We start from the raw sequence: 13,702 nt of genomic DNA on the forward strand, positions 1-13,702 counted from the left end.
GCAATCACTCATGAGCGTGGGTCGAAGGCGTCACGCAACGCCTCGCCGATAAAGACCAGCAGCGACAGGATCAGCGCCAAGGTGAAAAACGCGGTCAGGCCCAGCCACGGCGCCTGCAGGTTCTGCTTGCCCTGGGCGATCAATTCACCGAGGGACGCACTGCCCGCCGGCATGCCGAAGCCGAGGAAGTCCAGGGCGCTCAAGGTGGAAATTGCCCCGGTCAAAATGAACGGCAGGTAGCTCAAGGTCGCAGTCATGGCGTTGGGCAGGATGTGCCGGCCAATGATCTTGCCGTCCCCCAGGCCCAAGGCCCTTGCGGCCTTGACGTATTCCAGGTTGCGCCCGCGCAGGAACTCGGCGCGCACCACGTCCACCAGCGCCAGCCAGGAAAACAGCGCCATGATCCCCAGCAGCCACCAGAAATTCGGCTCCACGAACCCCGACAGAATGATCAGCAGGTACAACACCGGCAAACCGGACCACACTTCAAGCACGCGCTGTCCGATCAAGTCCACCCAGCCGCCGTAGTAACCCTGCAACGCGCCGGCCGCGATGCCGATGGCCGCGCTGATCGCGGTGAGCGCCAGGGCAAACAGAATCGAGACCCGCGCGCCGAAGATCACCCGTGCCAGCACATCCCGCGACTGATCGTCGGTGCCCAGCCAGTTCACCGCCGAGGGCGGGCTGGGGGCAGGGCGGGTCAGTTCGTAGTTGGGGGTATCGTCGCTGAACGGGATCGGCGGGAACAACATCCAGCCGCCGTCCTGCTGGATCAGCTTTTGTACGTAATCGCTGCGGTAGTCGGCCTGGAACGGCAACTGCCCGCCGAACTGTTGCTCGGTGTAGCGCTTGAACACCGGGAAATACAGCTCGTTCTTGTAGCTCAGCACCCAGGGTTTGTCGTTGGCGATCAACTCGCCGCCCAGGGTCAGGATAAACAGGCCGATAAACAGCCACAGCGACCACCAGCCGCGACGGTTTTTCTTGAACCGCTCGAAACGTCGGCGGGCCACCGGAGACAGATTGAGCATCAGGCGTTCCTCGCGGCGAAGTCGATACGCGGATCCACCAGGGTGTAGCAGAGGTCGCCGATCAGTTTTATCAGCAGCCCGAACAAGGTGAAGATAAACAGCGAGCCGAACACCACCGGGTAGTCCCGAGAGACGGCGGCTTCGTAGCTCATGCGCCCCAGGCCGTCGAGGGAGAAGATCACTTCGATCAGCAGCGAGCCGGCAAAGAACACACTGATGAACGCCTGGGGAATCCCCGAGATCACCAGCAACATGGCGTTGCGAAATACATGACCGTACAGCACGCGGCGCTCGCTCAAGCCCTTGGCGCGCGCGGTGACCACGTACTGACGCGTGATTTCATTCAGGAATGAGTTTTTGGTCAGGATGGTCAAGGTGGCGAACCCGCCGATCACCAGAGAGGTCACCGGCAGCACCAGGTGCCAGAAATAATCGGCCACCTTGCCCACGGTGCTCAACTCTTCGAAATTCTCCGACACCAGGCCGCGCACCGGGAACCAGTTCAGGGAAGTGCCGCCGGCGAACACCACGATCAGGAACATCGCGAACAGGAACGCCGGCATGGCATAGCCGATCACAATGGCGGTGCTGCTCCATACATCAAAGCTGCTGCCATGGCGTACAGCCTTGCGAATGCCCAGGGGGATCGAAACCAGATAGGTGATCAGAGTGGCCCAGAGCCCGAGGGAAATGGTCACGGGCATTTTTTCAAGGATCAGGTCGATCACGGTTTTGCCACGGAAGAAGCTGTTACCGAAGTCCAGCTGGGCATAGCTTTTGAGCATCAGCCACAGACGCTCCGGCGCGGGCTTATCGAAGCCGTATTGCTTTTCGATGTCCTTGATCAGCTTCGGGTCCAGACCGCGACTGGCGCGGGAGCCGCTGCCCATGCCTTCGCCGGACGAGCCGCCGACACCACCGCCGCCAATCCCTTGCAGATGGGCAATGGCTTGTTCGACTGGGCCGCCGGGGGCGGCCTGCACAATCACGAAATTCACCAGCAGGATAATCACCAGGGTGGGGATGATCAGCAGCAGGCGCCGCACGATATAGGCAAACATCAGCGGGCCTCCCCGCGTTTTTTCAGCTCGGCTTTCATTTGTTCATTCGTCAGCGGTGTGGGGCTGATTTCCCACCAGGTTTCCAGGGCCTCGTCGTTCTTGGCCTCGATAGCAGGGCGGCCAAAGCGGTTCCACCACGCCGCTGACGTACCCGGCGGGTAGTAATTGGGGATCCACAGGTAGTCCCATTGCAGCACTCGGTCCAGGGCATGGGCGTAGGTCAGCATCTCGGCCTGGGTGTTGGCCTTGACCAGACCCTTGATCAGGCTGTCCACGGCCGGGTCTTTGAGCACCATGTAGTTGTTGGCCCCCGGATCGAACGCGGCGGCGGAACCGAAGTAGTTGTACAGCTCCATCCCCGGCGAAGTGGTGACCGGGAACCCGGTGACGATCATGTCGTAATCCCGGCTCATCAGGCGGTTTACATATTGGGAGGAATCGATGCGGCGGATATTGAGGGTGATGCCGATCTGCGCCAGGTTGCGTTTGTAGGGCAACAGCAGGCGTTCCAGACCGGCCTGGGCGTTCAGAAAGGTGAACTCCAGCGGCTCGCCCTGGGCGTTCACCAGTTTGTCGCCGTCGGGTTTCCAGCCGGCTTGCTCAAGCAGGGCCAGGGCCTGCAATTGTTTGTCGCGGATCATGCCGCTGCCATCGGTGACTGGCGCCTTGAACACTTGGGTGAATACCTCAGCGGGTATTTGCCCGCGCAGCGGTTCCAGAATGGCCAGCTCTTCCTGGCTTGGCAGTTGGGTGGCGGCCAGCGGGCTGTTAGAGAAAAAGCTCTGCTGACGGATGTACATGTTGCGCATCATCTGCCGGTTGGCCCACTCGAAGTCCCACAGCATCGCCAAGGCCTGGCGCACGCGGCGATCCTGAAACATCGGCTTTTGCACATTGAACACATAGCCTTGCGCCGGTTGCGGCATTTCCTTGGCCAAATGCGCGCGTTGCAGGCGGCCATCGTCGAGGGCAGGGCCGTTGTAGCCGATGGAATAGCCGGTGGCGGAAAACTCGCGGTTGAAGTCGTAGGCCCCACCGCGCAATACCTGGCGCGCCACTTCGGTGTCGCCGAAGTATTCCAGGCTCAGGTGATCGAAGTTGTAGAGGCCACGGCTGACGGGCAGGTCCTTGCCCCACCAGTCGGGGTCGCGGGTAAAGGTGATGGTGCTGCCCGAGTCGATCTTGCTGACTTTGTACGGGCCGCTGCCCAGTGGCGCCTCGTAGCCGCCGCCGTTGGCAAAGTCGCGGGTCTTCCACCAGTGCTCCGGAAATACCGGCAGGGTGGCGATATCCAGGGGCAGGGTACGGTTCTCATTGCTGGAGAAGTCAAAGCGTACCTGGCGTTCGCCTTCCACTTCGACCTGTTTGACGTCGGCGAACAGCGTGCGAAAGCGCAGGCTGCCTTGGGTCATCAACAGATCGAAGCTGTAGCGTACGTCTTCGGCGGTGATCGGTTTACCATCGGCGAAGCGGGCCTTGGGGTTCAGGTAAAAGCGCAGCGACAGGCCATCCTCGGCGCGCTCCATCTTCTCGGCTACCAGCCCGTACACCGTGTAGGGTTCGTCCAGTGAGCGTTGGGCCAGCGGCGCGTAGAGCCAGCCGTCGACCTGGGACACGCCGATGCCTTTATCGATATACGGCAACACATGATCGAAGCGCCCGATCTCAATGGCCGAACGCCGCAGGCTGCCGCCCTTGGGGGCTTTGGGGTTGGCATAGTCGAAATGGGTGAAACCGGCTGGGTACTTGGCCGGTTCGCCGTACACCGTGAGGTACGTTTGTGGCGCCGCGATCACGGCGGTACTCGCCATTACAAAGGCCAGGGCAGTACTGATAAGGGGTGTGAAAAAAGCCAATCGCATTGTCAGCCTTGAACGCCGGATAAAAAGAATAGGGATTTGTACGCTAACGGCGGCAGCGTCGCCAGTGATCAGATGCACAACGGCCCACCGAATGGCGGGCCGTTGTTTCGCGCATCAGTGCAGGACAAATCAGTCCTGACGGCTGGTAACTTCCAGCAGGTGGTAGCCGAACTGAGTCTTGACCGGGCCTTGCACGGTGTTGACTGGAGCGCTGAATACCACGGTGTCGAATTCTTTAACCATCTGGCCTGGACCGAACGAACCCAGGTTGCCGCCATCGCGGCTGGAAGGGCAGCTGGAGTTGGCTTTGGCGATTTCTGCGAAGTCAGCGCCGCCTTCAATTTGAGTCTTGAGTTCGTTGCACTTTTCTTCAGTGGACACGAGGATGTGGCGGGCGGTGGCTTTGGCCATGAGAGTAACTCCTTGAATGAAAAGGGTGAGCGTACCGGATTCAGGCGGTTATTTCCCGGCAAAGTTCCCAGGGATTGCCTGAGCGGTACGGCGGCGGGCCATGCCTTTCGCAGGCAGGCTGATGTTTCACTATAGAACGATGTAATCGTTGCGCTTGACGATCGGAAGGTGCTCACCCTGGACCAGATGCACGTAGCGGCCATCCACCAGGTCGATGGGCAGGCAGTCATCTACGTCCAGCACAGCGTCGGTATGCGCCTGGGACCAGTGCCGGCGCATCTGTTGCTTGCCTTGGCTTTTAGCTTCGTGTTTGTTGCGGGCAACCACCAGCAGATAATGGTGGGCCTCGCCGAAACTCTCGGCTTCGTAACCGCCGAGGTTGATGAAATACAGGCGATGGGCGTCAGCGTGGGGTGCCAGGTGGCTGAGTTCGACTTTCCAACCGTCGACGCCGTCGACCGCCATCCACGAATCGATATGCACGCCCTTGGCGCTGCCGAACCACGCCTCGCGCAGTTGCGGGTAAGTGCCTTGCAGCGTATCGGCCGCGGCGAATACCACATCATGAACTTCGATCCTGGCGCGAGGGTGTTTGCCCCCGAGCATCACGACAAACAGCATTGCAGATCCTTCCTGGCGATTGGGCAGGGCCCAACCATACTTCGATTGAACCCTTTTGTCCGGTCAATGCCACACGGTTAACCCAAGAACTCATCAGGAGGTTGTCATGCGCAGTATCGATCTGGCGGGCGTTCCCGTTCCCGTCATCGGCCAGGGCACCTGGCGCATGGGCGAAGACCCGAACCATCGCCGCGCTGAAATCGCGGCATTGCAGTTGGGGATCGACGAGGGCATGACCTTGATCGATACCGCCGAAATGTATGGTGAGGGCGGCGCCGAAACGGTGGTCGGCGAGGCCATTCGCGGCCGGCGCGATCAAGTGTTTCTGGTGAGCAAGGTCTATCCGCATAATGCCAGCCAAAAGGGCATGCCCCGTGCCTGTGAAGCCAGTCTCCAACGGTTGGGCACTGACTACATCGATCTGTATCTGTTGCACTGGCGCGGCCAGTACCCCCTTGAAGAAACCGTAGAAGCGTTCGAACGCCTGCGCGAAGCCGGCAAGATTGGCCGTTGGGGCGTGTCCAACTTCGATGTGGCGGACCTGCAGGAACTGGCAGCCCCGGCGTGTGCCACGAATCAGGTGCTCTATAACATCGAGGAACGGGGCATCGAATTCGATTTGCTGCCTTGGTGGCAGCAACATCATCTGCCGCTCATGGCCTACTGTCCCATCGCCCAGGGCGGAGCACTGCTGTCGAGTCCGACGCTCAAGCAGATCGCCCTGCGTCACGAGGTAGCTCCCGCCCAGGTTGCGTTGGCCTGGGTATTGCGCCAGGACGGCGTGATCGCCATTCCCAAGGCGGTGACGCCCGAGCATGTGCGGCTCAATGCCGCCGCTGCCGCGCTGGTGCTCGATGAGCACGACCTCGATGCCATCGACCGTGTGTTCGGCGCGCCCAAACGCAAGCATCCCTTGGCGATGGTCTAGCTGACGACAGAAACGGCGCCGTCCATGGCCGCCGTTTCTGCGGTTCGGTTTAACCCGCTACCGGGCTGCGCCAGTCATCGGACCCCGACGTACCGGACACCTCGTGGGTCCACACGATCTTGCGATAGGTGAAATACACGTCTTCCAGATGGGTGAAATGCGCATTGTCCGGGTCCTGGCAGTTGGGCATGCGTGATTGGATATCCACCAGGGTCGCGCCCTCCAGTTCAATGGTGAAGTAGTGCTCCTGGGTCCCGGCCGAAGAGGTACGGAACCATTCCAGTCGACACTTGACCTCTTCGCCGCTGGTCAACGCGCTGAACAGCAGCGGCGAAGATTTATCGAAGACCTTGCTGATCATCAGCGGCTTATGCACCCGCTGACCGGTCGGTTGGCCGGATTGCGGGTCCCTGGGAATGATGACCTGATGGGAGAAGGCTTGTACCAGGATCTGGTCTTCGTGGCCTTCCTGATAAATATTGCCTACCGAGTCCTGAGTGAACGTGCCTGCCGTAATCAAACCTTGTTTGACACCGGTGATAGAAAGATACGCGGGTGTTGGCATGACGGGTTTCCTTGCCTGGTTATAGAGGTAGTTCCAACCCGCAATGCTGCCGGTTGGTCAAATGCCTATAACAAAAAACGTGCCGGAAACTGTGATGGCCAATAGGGCCGCGCTCTGCGCCGAATCTTCGTCTGTGTTTATCTAAAAACCCGCCTTGAAATGCAGATAAGTTGGAGAATATGTGCGCATAAGTGTGCAATTAATTGCTCGCTATTATCTTCCTTTAATTATTTAGGTTTACACGGTCTGGCTATACAGGGTGTAAGTATTCAACTGCGCAAAAAACTGCGCAGGCCCCCTAATTTAGAGGTTTGTAGGAAATGACTTAAGTGTTGGGTGGATGCTTGCTCAATGGTCTTGGCATGACTAAGGTTTGCGAACTTCGTGGAAGTTAAGGCGAAGCCAGGATGGCAAGTTGATAGGTCGGTCTAGTTGTTATTGTCTTGTCTTGAATCTAATGCTTAGTTGCGTATGGTCCTAAATGGTCTATTCAGGAAAATTTTGTGCTTATTATTTGGAGCTTGCGCAAACTCCCTGCTCGCAGTCGAATTTTGCGGGCGGCGATGTGCGGTTTTCAACTGAGTATGAAACCCTCGAATTCGAACTGGCCAAGGCCCAATCCATACATGGTGCGTGCCAGCCGGACTGGCAGAAAGTCGTGGTAACCGCCGAGGTTCTGCTAAGGGAACAATCCAAGGATCTTCGCGTGGCTGTCTGGTTGACCTGGGCGCTGCATCAGCGTGAGTCCTTTCCTGGGCTGCTGGCCGGATTGAAATTATTGCGTCTTCTCTGTGAGGGCCATTGGTCGGAGGTGTATCCCCGAAAAACGCGCACCCGTGCCGCTGCGTTTCAGTGGTTGGTATCGCGCCTGGAGACATTGCTCGCGCGCCACTTGGCCCTCCAAGACCAACAGCCGCTTTTTCGTGCGGTCGTTGAGGAACTGGAGGGCCTGGATGAGCTGTTGAGCCGTCATCTGAAAGAGGACGCGCCTTTGCTATTGCCGATTTGCAGGCAATTGACCCAGCAGTTGGAGCGCGCCGCGCAGAGCCAAGCTCCGGCCACAGGATTGACCGGCGCGGTAGCCCAGGTGAAGCAGGCCACGACACAACTGATCAAACCCGAGCCGGTGCTGGAGAGTGAGAAGGATGCGCACAAGTGGCTGCGAGCATTGCAGGAGCAGGCCCGTCCGCTATGCGCCTGGTGGTTGCGCCAGAACGCTACCGACCTGCGTGCCTTGCGCCTTAATCGCACGCTGATGTGGCTCTCCCTGCTCAGCTATCCGGACGCGGACAGTGAGCGCATCACCGCGCTGCGCGGCCCAGCACCGGACAAGCTCAAACGCCATCACGAACGCTTTGCCCAAGGCCATTACGCCGATCTGCTGCTGGAACTTGAGGCCAGTCTGGCCGGCGCGATGTTCTGGTTCGACGGCTTACACATGGTCTGGCAATGCCTGGAAGCTCTGCAGGCCGAGCTGGCCATGACCGAACTGGAAGTGAATTTTGCCCTGCTGCTGCAGCGCCTGCCGAACCTGCCTGAGTTTCGCTTCCACGACGGTAGTCCATTTGCCGATGCGGGCACACGGGACTGGATCGCCACGCAGGTTGTACGTCACCTGCGGCCACCCGAGGCGCCGTGCGAGGCCGTCGAGGAGGCGCCTTGGGAAGTCGCCTTGCAGGCCCTGCAGCCCAGGCTGCGCAAAGACGGGCTCAAGGCCGTCGTGCATGAACTCAAGCGGGGGTTGCATGGGGCTCGTAGCGACCGCGAGCGTTTTCACTGGCGCCTGGCACAGGCCCGGCTGTGTGTGCAGGCGGGCAAACATGAGTTGGCGAAGATCCAGCTCGACCATCTGGACCTCGAGTTGCAACGCACGGGGCTGGAGCGCTGGGAGCCGGAGCTCGCTGTCCACGTCACGCAGCTGTTGCACCGCTGCTGTGACCTGTTGCCACAGAGCCATGCCGTACGCGAGCGCAAGGAAGACACCCACCGCAGGCTGTGCCTCTTCGATCTCGAAGCGGTACTTGAATAGGCTTTCGAGCCACTCGAAAAAAGGAGAAACACCATGGCCAAAGAAGGTTCGGTTGCACCCAAGGAACGCATCAACATCACCTTCAAACCTGCCATCGGCGCTGCCCAGGAAGAAGTCGAACTGCCGTTGAAACTGCTGGTGCTGGGAGATTTCACCCAGCGCGAAGACGCGCGCAAGCTCGAAGATCGCAAGCCTATCGCGATCGACAAAAACAGCCTTGACGAAGTCTTGGCCAACCAGGCGCTGAGCCTGGCGCTGAATGTCCCCAATCGTCTTCAGGACGACGCCGATGTCGAGGAGCTGGGGATTCAGGTGCGCATCCATTCGATGAAGGATTTCAACCCCGCCCATCTGGTGGAGCAGATTCCGGAGTTGCAGAAGCTCATGGCTCTACGTGAGGCATTGGTGGCGCTCAAGGGGCCTCTGGGCAACACGCCGAGCTTTCGTAAAGCCATTGAACAGGCGCTGGCCGATGACGAGTCCCGCGCACGGGTATTGGCGGAACTGGCCTTGAGCAGCCAACCCGCCTGACACTTTTCAGTAAAAGGACACTGACACCATGAACAGCCAACCGATACAGACCTCGGTCAACGCCACCGAAGAACACAGCATCCTCGACAACATCATTGCCCAAACATTACTCAGCGCCGACGACGAAGCCTACGCCATCGCCAAGCGCGGGGTATCGGCTTTTATCGAAGAGCTGATCAAACCCCAGAACAGTGGCGAACCGGTCAAGAAGCATTTGGTCGATCGAATGATTGCCGAGATCGACACAAAGCTCAGCTTGCAAATGGACGAGATTCTGCACCATCCGCAATTCCAGGCACTGGAATCCGCGTGGAGGGGCTTGCAACTGTTGGTCGACCGCACCAATTTCCGCGAAAACATCAAAATCGAACTGTTGAACGTTTCGCGCCAAGACCTGCTGGACGACTTCGAAGATTCGCCGGAGGTGACGCAATCCGGGCTCTACAAGCATATCTACAGCGCGGAATACGGTCAGTTTGGTGGCCAGCCGGTGGGCGCGATAATCGCCAATTACTTCCTGGCGCCCAGCGCTCCCGATGTGAAACTGATGCAATACGCGTCCAGTGTGGCCTGCATGGCCCATGCGCCTTTTATCGCCGCGGCCGGGCCGGGGTTCTTCGGCCTTGAGAGCTTCACCGGCCTGCCTGACCTGAAGGATCTCAAGGATCATTTCGAAGGCCCGCAGTTCGCCAAATGGCAGAGCTTTCGCGAGAGCGAGGATTCCCGTTATATCGGGCTCACCGTCCCGCGTTTCTTGCTTCGTACGCCTTACGATCCTCTCGAATGCCCGGTCAAGACCTTTGCTTATCGGGAAAACGTGGTGAACAGCCACGAGCACTACCTGTGGGGCAATACCTCCTATGCGTTTGCCACGCGCCTGACCGACAGCTTTGCACGGTTTCGCTGGTGCCCCAACATCATTGGCCCGCAAAGCGGCGGTGCGGTGGAAGATCTACCGTTGCATCACTTCCACAGCATGGGCGAAATCGAGACCAAGATCCCCACCGAAGTACTGGTGTCCGACCGTCGAGAATATGAGCTGGCGCAAGAGGGCTTTATTGCTCTGACGATGCGCAAGGGCAGCGACAACGCCGCGTTCTTTTCCGCCAGTTCCGTGCAGAAGCCCAAGCACTTCGGCATCAGTGCCGAGGGCAAGCAAGCCGAGCTGAATTACCGTCTCGGCACTCAGTTGCCCTACATGATGGTGGTCAACCGCCTGGCTCATTACTTAAAGGTCCTGCAACGCGAGCAGTTGGGCTCGTGGAAGGAGCGCACCGACCTGGAGCTGGAGCTCAACAAGTGGATTCGCCAGTACGTCGCAGACCAGGAAAACCCTAGTGCCGAAGTGCGTGGCCGGCGGCCGTTGCGCGCGGCCCGTATCGTTGTCAGTGACGTTGAAGGCGAGCCCGGCTGGTACCGGGTCAATCTGAGCGTGCGACCGCACTTCAAATACATGGGCGCGGACTTCACCTTATCCCTGGTCGGCAAGCTCGATAAAGAATGAATCGGGGGCCAGGAATGATGCGCAACCAACGCCTTTTCGAGCGTCTTGATCGCTCCGCACCTAACTCAAAATGCTGTGCGAGTTCTGTCGCGGCCCATCTGGGCAAGATGCTCAGCATCCGCGCCGGCAGTGTCCAAACGCTGCCGGATTACGGCTTGCCTGACCTCAACGATATGAACCAGAGCCTGCACGAAACCCTGAGCCGGTCGCGACTACTGATCGAGCGCTTTATCCGGGCCTACGAGCCGCGCTTGCAGAATGTCCTGGTGCGCGCCTTGCCCCGTGATCACGACCCATTGGCCCTGGCCTTTTCCATTGAAGCCACGCTGAGTGTTGACGGTGTCACGAGGCCCGTCACCTTCACTGCGCGGCTTGGCGACGCCGGTCGTAGTGAGGTCTATGCCGATGTCCGCTAACCGCTATTACCAGAGCGAACTCAGCGCGCTACGTCAGTTAGGCCGGCGTTTTTCCGAGCGCAACCCGGCGCTTGCGCCATTTCTGGGAGAGACCGGCAAGGACCCGGACGTGGAGCGTTTGCTGGAGGGTTTTGCTTTCCTCACCGGTCGCCTGCGCCAGAAGTTGGATGACGAGTTACCCGAGCTGACGCATTCGCTGATGCACTTGCTGTGGCCCAACTATATGCGACCGCTGCCTGCGTTCAGCATCCTCCAATTCGACCCGCTGCGACATGCCGGCCCCAGCGTGACCGTTGCACGGGATACACCTGTGGAGAGCGAACCGGTCGACGGTGAGCGCTGCCGCTTCCGAACTTGTTACGCCACTCAGGTTCTGCCGTTTCAACTGAGCGCCCTGGAGTACAGCGTTAACGGCGAGCGGGCAGTGTTGAACTTGCGCTTGGACATGAGCGCCGAGGGGAATTTCAGCGCGTGCGTATTTGACCGACTGCGCCTGCATCTGGCCGGGGACCGGTATGTCAGTCAAGGCCTGTATTTGGGGTTGCTGCGTCATTTGGACGGCATCGAGTTACGGCCGTTCGGTCGCGACGGCGTTGGAATCGATGTCGGCAATGGCCAGGATCTGTCGCTGCGAATTAGCGCGCAAAGCGTACAACCCGTAGGGTTCGCTGAAGAGCATGCGCTGATCCCTTATCCGCCCAATACCTTTCGCGGATACCGTCACCTGCAGGAGTATTTCGCCTTTCCTGAAAAGTATCTGTTTGTCGATTTGGTTGGGCTGGATGTACTGCAGACGTTGCCGACCGCAGCCCTCCAGCAAACGTGCGGTGTGACGCTGCGTTTTGAGCTGAGCGGTCGTTGCCCGCAACTCCAGCAGCCTACGCTGGATAACGTGAAGCTGTACTGCACGCCCATCGTCAACCTGTTTGAACATGACGCGGTTCCGATCCGCCTGGATGGCAAACAGGATGAATACTTGCTGATCCCTGGAGAATACAAGCGGGGCAATGCCGACGTGTTTTCCGTTGATCGGGTGACCGGGTGGCGCCCCGGAGGGTTGGGGTATCAGGCATACGTGCCGTTTGAATCCTTCGAGCACGACGCCAACGAGGGCTCACCCTGCTACAGCATTCGCCAACGCGCCTCCGCACATCACGGCGGTCTCGATACCTGGCTGGGGTTTGGCAATGGCGTGGGGCAAAGCCAGGAAACCCTCTCGGTCGAGCTAACGTGCACCAATCACAACGTACCTCGGTCACTCAAGGCGGGGGCAATCAACCAGCCCTGCGAACAAACTCCCGAAGGCCTGTCGTTTCGCAATATCTGCGCGCCGACCGAGAGTTTTGCGCCGCCGCTGGATCAGGACTTTCTTTGGCGGTTGATCAGCAACATGTCGCTCAACTACCTGTCGTTGAGCGACATCAGTGCGCTGAAGGTCGTCCTGCAAACCTACGACCTGCCGCGTTACCACGATCGGCAGGCGCAAAAAATCAGTCAGAGAAAGCTGGACGCATTGCGCTCCATCCAGCACACGGGGGTCGACCGATTGCATCGCGGCATGCCGTTTCGCGGCGTGCGAATCGACTTGACCGTCGACGCCCAGGGCTTTTTGGGGCCAGGCGAGATTTTTATGTTCGCGTCGGTACTCAATGAGTTCTTCACGCTGTACGCCAGCCTCAATGCTTACCACGAACTACGAGTCATCAGCACACAAGGAGACGTGTACCAATGGCCAATCCGGATGGGCCAACAGCCCCTGCTTTAAAGCAACTGAGCCGAGTCATCCGTGAGTACTCGCTGTTCCAGGCGATCGCTCGGGTGATCGAGCAGTTGCGCGATGTGCACCCGCTGCTGGATGACGACGCGTTGTATGAGCGCTTGGAGTTTCAGGCCAATCCAGGGTTGGGGTTTCCCGCTCACGATATTGATCGCTTGGAGTTTTTTGTTGAGCAGGGTCAATTGCGCGCCCGTCTTCGCCTCAACGTGTTGGGCCTATGTGGCGCGGGATCGCCGTTGCCTGCGTTTTACGCGGAACAGGCATGCGCCGAAGGGGCTGATGCAACCCGCGATTTTCTGGACCTGTTTCACCATCGATTGCAGCGTCTGATGTTGGGAATCTGGCGTAAATATCGTTACCGCACCTGTTTCGAGACAGGGGCACGGGACGCCTTTTCCGAGCAGATGTTTGCGTTGATCGGTTTGAGGGGCCAGCCGATTCGCGCTGCCGCCCAACTGGACTGCAAGCGGCTGTTGCCTTACCTGGGGCTGCTTGGCTTGCGAGCCCATTCGGCGGCCTTGATCGAAACGGTGCTGCGTTACTACTTCAAGCACAGCCGCTTGTGGATCGAGCAATGGGTTGAGCGCTCGGTGGCGATCGCTCAGTGCCAGACAAACCAGCTAGGCGTCGCCAACAGTGTGCTGGGCCAGGACAACGTGCTGGGCAGTCGTGTCGCCGACCGTGGCGGCAAATTCAGGGTGCATGTGCACGACCTGGGCTGGCAGCGCTTTCACGGGTTTTTACCCACTGGCGCGGATTACCCGCAGCTGTGCTCGTTGATACGGCTGACTGCGCGCGATCCGCTGGAATACGACTTGCGCCTGGTGCTTGCGAAAGAAGAGATCAGGCCGCTGCACATCGGCGAACACAACGTCTGCCGGCTGGGATGGACCAGCTGGCTCGCGCACGACTGTGCTGACGGTGTGCTTATCGTGGCAAGCGACGCACATTAGGGGATCAGCAAAG

General features: G+C 59.2%; 13 protein-coding genes. 7 read left to right on the top strand and 6 right to left on the bottom strand.

The window, feature by feature from the left end; all coding sequences use genetic code 11:
* Positions 1-8: 8 nt before the first annotated feature.
* The 5 genes from ACFZPT_RS17175 to ACFZPT_RS17195 all read right to left on the bottom strand — a co-directional run bounded on the left by ACFZPT_RS17175 (position 9) and on the right by ACFZPT_RS17195 (position 4,986).
* Positions 9-1,031, bottom strand: coding sequence for an ABC transporter permease (locus tag ACFZPT_RS17175; protein ID WP_034098316.1), 1,023 nt, complete (start codon positions 1,029-1,031; stop codon positions 9-11).
* Positions 1,031-2,092 carry a microcin C ABC transporter permease YejB gene (locus ACFZPT_RS17180; protein ID WP_034113955.1) on the bottom strand — a complete coding sequence of 354 codons (1,062 nt, stop codon included), beginning with the start codon at positions 2,090-2,092 and terminating at the stop codon, positions 1,031-1,033. Before ACFZPT_RS17180 ends, ACFZPT_RS17175 begins: the two co-directional genes overlap by 1 nt.
* Positions 2,092-3,954, bottom strand: a complete 1,863-nt coding sequence (locus ACFZPT_RS17185) for an extracellular solute-binding protein (protein WP_034113953.1) — start codon at positions 3,952-3,954, stop codon at positions 2,092-2,094. The genes ACFZPT_RS17180 and ACFZPT_RS17185 overlap by 1 nt, the downstream gene beginning before the upstream one ends.
* Positions 3,955-4,083: 129 nt before the next feature.
* Positions 4,084-4,365, bottom strand: coding sequence for a peptidylprolyl isomerase (locus ACFZPT_RS17190; RefSeq protein WP_034113951.1), 282 nt, complete (start codon positions 4,363-4,365; stop codon positions 4,084-4,086).
* Between the two features lie 129 nt (positions 4,366-4,494).
* Positions 4,495-4,986 (bottom strand): DUF1543 domain-containing protein, encoded by a 492-nt coding sequence (locus ACFZPT_RS17195; RefSeq protein ID WP_034113949.1) that lies wholly within the window; start codon positions 4,984-4,986, stop codon positions 4,495-4,497.
* Positions 4,987-5,092: 106 nt separating this feature from the next.
* On the opposite strand from ACFZPT_RS17195, the gene ACFZPT_RS17200 reads away from it, so the two are divergent.
* Positions 5,093-5,914 carry an aldo/keto reductase gene (locus tag ACFZPT_RS17200; RefSeq protein ID WP_034098310.1) on the top strand — a complete coding sequence of 274 codons (822 nt, stop codon included), beginning with the start codon at positions 5,093-5,095 and terminating at the stop codon, positions 5,912-5,914.
* A gap of 49 nt (positions 5,915-5,963) precedes the next feature.
* Here ACFZPT_RS17200 and ACFZPT_RS17205 read toward each other — a convergent pair whose 3' ends face one another.
* Positions 5,964-6,479 (bottom strand): Hcp family type VI secretion system effector, encoded by a 516-nt coding sequence (locus ACFZPT_RS17205; RefSeq protein WP_017527976.1) that lies wholly within the window; start codon positions 6,477-6,479, stop codon positions 5,964-5,966.
* A gap of 481 nt (positions 6,480-6,960) precedes the next feature.
* Between ACFZPT_RS17205 and tssA the strand changes: the two genes are divergently transcribed.
* The 6 genes from tssA to tssG are packed head-to-tail and all read left to right on the top strand — an operon-like array spanning position 6,961 to position 13,689.
* Positions 6,961-8,508, top strand: coding sequence for a type VI secretion system protein TssA (gene tssA, locus ACFZPT_RS17210; protein ID WP_034113947.1), 1,548 nt, complete (start codon positions 6,961-6,963; stop codon positions 8,506-8,508).
* 33 nt (positions 8,509-8,541) lie between these two features.
* Positions 8,542-9,039: a type VI secretion system contractile sheath small subunit gene (gene tssB / locus ACFZPT_RS17215; protein ID WP_034098307.1), complete on the top strand. Its 498-nt coding sequence runs from the start codon at positions 8,542-8,544 to the stop codon at positions 9,037-9,039.
* 28 nt (positions 9,040-9,067) lie between these two features.
* The gene (gene tssC / locus ACFZPT_RS17220; RefSeq protein WP_034113945.1) at positions 9,068-10,543 is read left to right on the top strand and encodes a type VI secretion system contractile sheath large subunit; all 1,476 of its coding nucleotides are present in this window, start codon (positions 9,068-9,070) and stop codon (positions 10,541-10,543) included.
* Between the two features lie 14 nt (positions 10,544-10,557).
* Complete coding sequence (tssE, locus tag ACFZPT_RS17225; RefSeq protein ID WP_034113943.1) at positions 10,558-10,959, top strand: type VI secretion system baseplate subunit TssE; 402 nt, start codon at positions 10,558-10,560, stop codon at positions 10,957-10,959.
* Positions 10,949-12,724: a type VI secretion system baseplate subunit TssF gene (gene tssF, locus ACFZPT_RS17230; RefSeq protein WP_034113941.1), complete on the top strand. Its 1,776-nt coding sequence runs from the start codon at positions 10,949-10,951 to the stop codon at positions 12,722-12,724. The genes tssE and tssF overlap by 11 nt, the downstream gene beginning before the upstream one ends.
* Positions 12,688-13,689 (top strand): type VI secretion system baseplate subunit TssG, encoded by a 1,002-nt coding sequence (tssG, locus tag ACFZPT_RS17235; RefSeq protein ID WP_034098300.1) that lies wholly within the window; start codon positions 12,688-12,690, stop codon positions 13,687-13,689. The genes tssF and tssG overlap by 37 nt, the downstream gene beginning before the upstream one ends.
* Positions 13,690-13,702 lie beyond the last annotated feature (13 nt).

Origin of the sequence: Pseudomonas sp. MD330_10, assembly GCF_042610415.1 — a bacterium.
Lineage (GTDB): Bacteria > Pseudomonadota > Gammaproteobacteria > Pseudomonadales > Pseudomonadaceae > Aquipseudomonas > Aquipseudomonas rhodesiae.

What these genes read in the sequence shown, in the direction of transcription:
- ACFZPT_RS17190 (WP_034113951.1), bottom strand. Translation starts at nt 4,365, where the DNA reads ATGGCCAAAGCCACCGCCCGCCACATCCTCGTGTCCACTGAAGAAAAG.
- tssB (WP_034098307.1), top strand. Translation starts at nt 8,542, where the DNA reads ATGGCCAAAGAAGGTTCGGTTGCACCCAAGGAACGCATCAACATCACC.
- tssA (WP_034113947.1), top strand. Translation starts at nt 6,961, where the DNA reads ATGGTCTATTCAGGAAAATTTTGTGCTTATTATTTGGAGCTTGCGCAA.
- tssG (WP_034098300.1), top strand. Translation starts at nt 12,688, where the DNA reads ATGGCCAATCCGGATGGGCCAACAGCCCCTGCTTTAAAGCAACTGAGC.
- tssF (WP_034113941.1), top strand. Translation starts at nt 10,949, where the DNA reads ATGTCCGCTAACCGCTATTACCAGAGCGAACTCAGCGCGCTACGTCAG.
- tssC (WP_034113945.1), top strand. Translation starts at nt 9,068, where the DNA reads ATGAACAGCCAACCGATACAGACCTCGGTCAACGCCACCGAAGAACAC.
- tssE (WP_034113943.1), top strand. Translation starts at nt 10,558, where the DNA reads ATGATGCGCAACCAACGCCTTTTCGAGCGTCTTGATCGCTCCGCACCT.
- ACFZPT_RS17205 (WP_017527976.1), bottom strand. Translation starts at nt 6,479, where the DNA reads ATGCCAACACCCGCGTATCTTTCTATCACCGGTGTCAAACAAGGTTTG.
- ACFZPT_RS17175 (WP_034098316.1), bottom strand. Translation starts at nt 1,031, where the DNA reads ATGCTCAATCTGTCTCCGGTGGCCCGCCGACGTTTCGAGCGGTTCAAG.
- ACFZPT_RS17185 (WP_034113953.1), bottom strand. Translation starts at nt 3,954, where the DNA reads ATGCGATTGGCTTTTTTCACACCCCTTATCAGTACTGCCCTGGCCTTT.
- ACFZPT_RS17200 (WP_034098310.1), top strand. Translation starts at nt 5,093, where the DNA reads ATGCGCAGTATCGATCTGGCGGGCGTTCCCGTTCCCGTCATCGGCCAG.
- ACFZPT_RS17180 (WP_034113955.1), bottom strand. Translation starts at nt 2,092, where the DNA reads ATGTTTGCCTATATCGTGCGGCGCCTGCTGCTGATCATCCCCACCCTG.
- ACFZPT_RS17195 (WP_034113949.1), bottom strand. Translation starts at nt 4,986, where the DNA reads ATGCTGTTTGTCGTGATGCTCGGGGGCAAACACCCTCGCGCCAGGATC.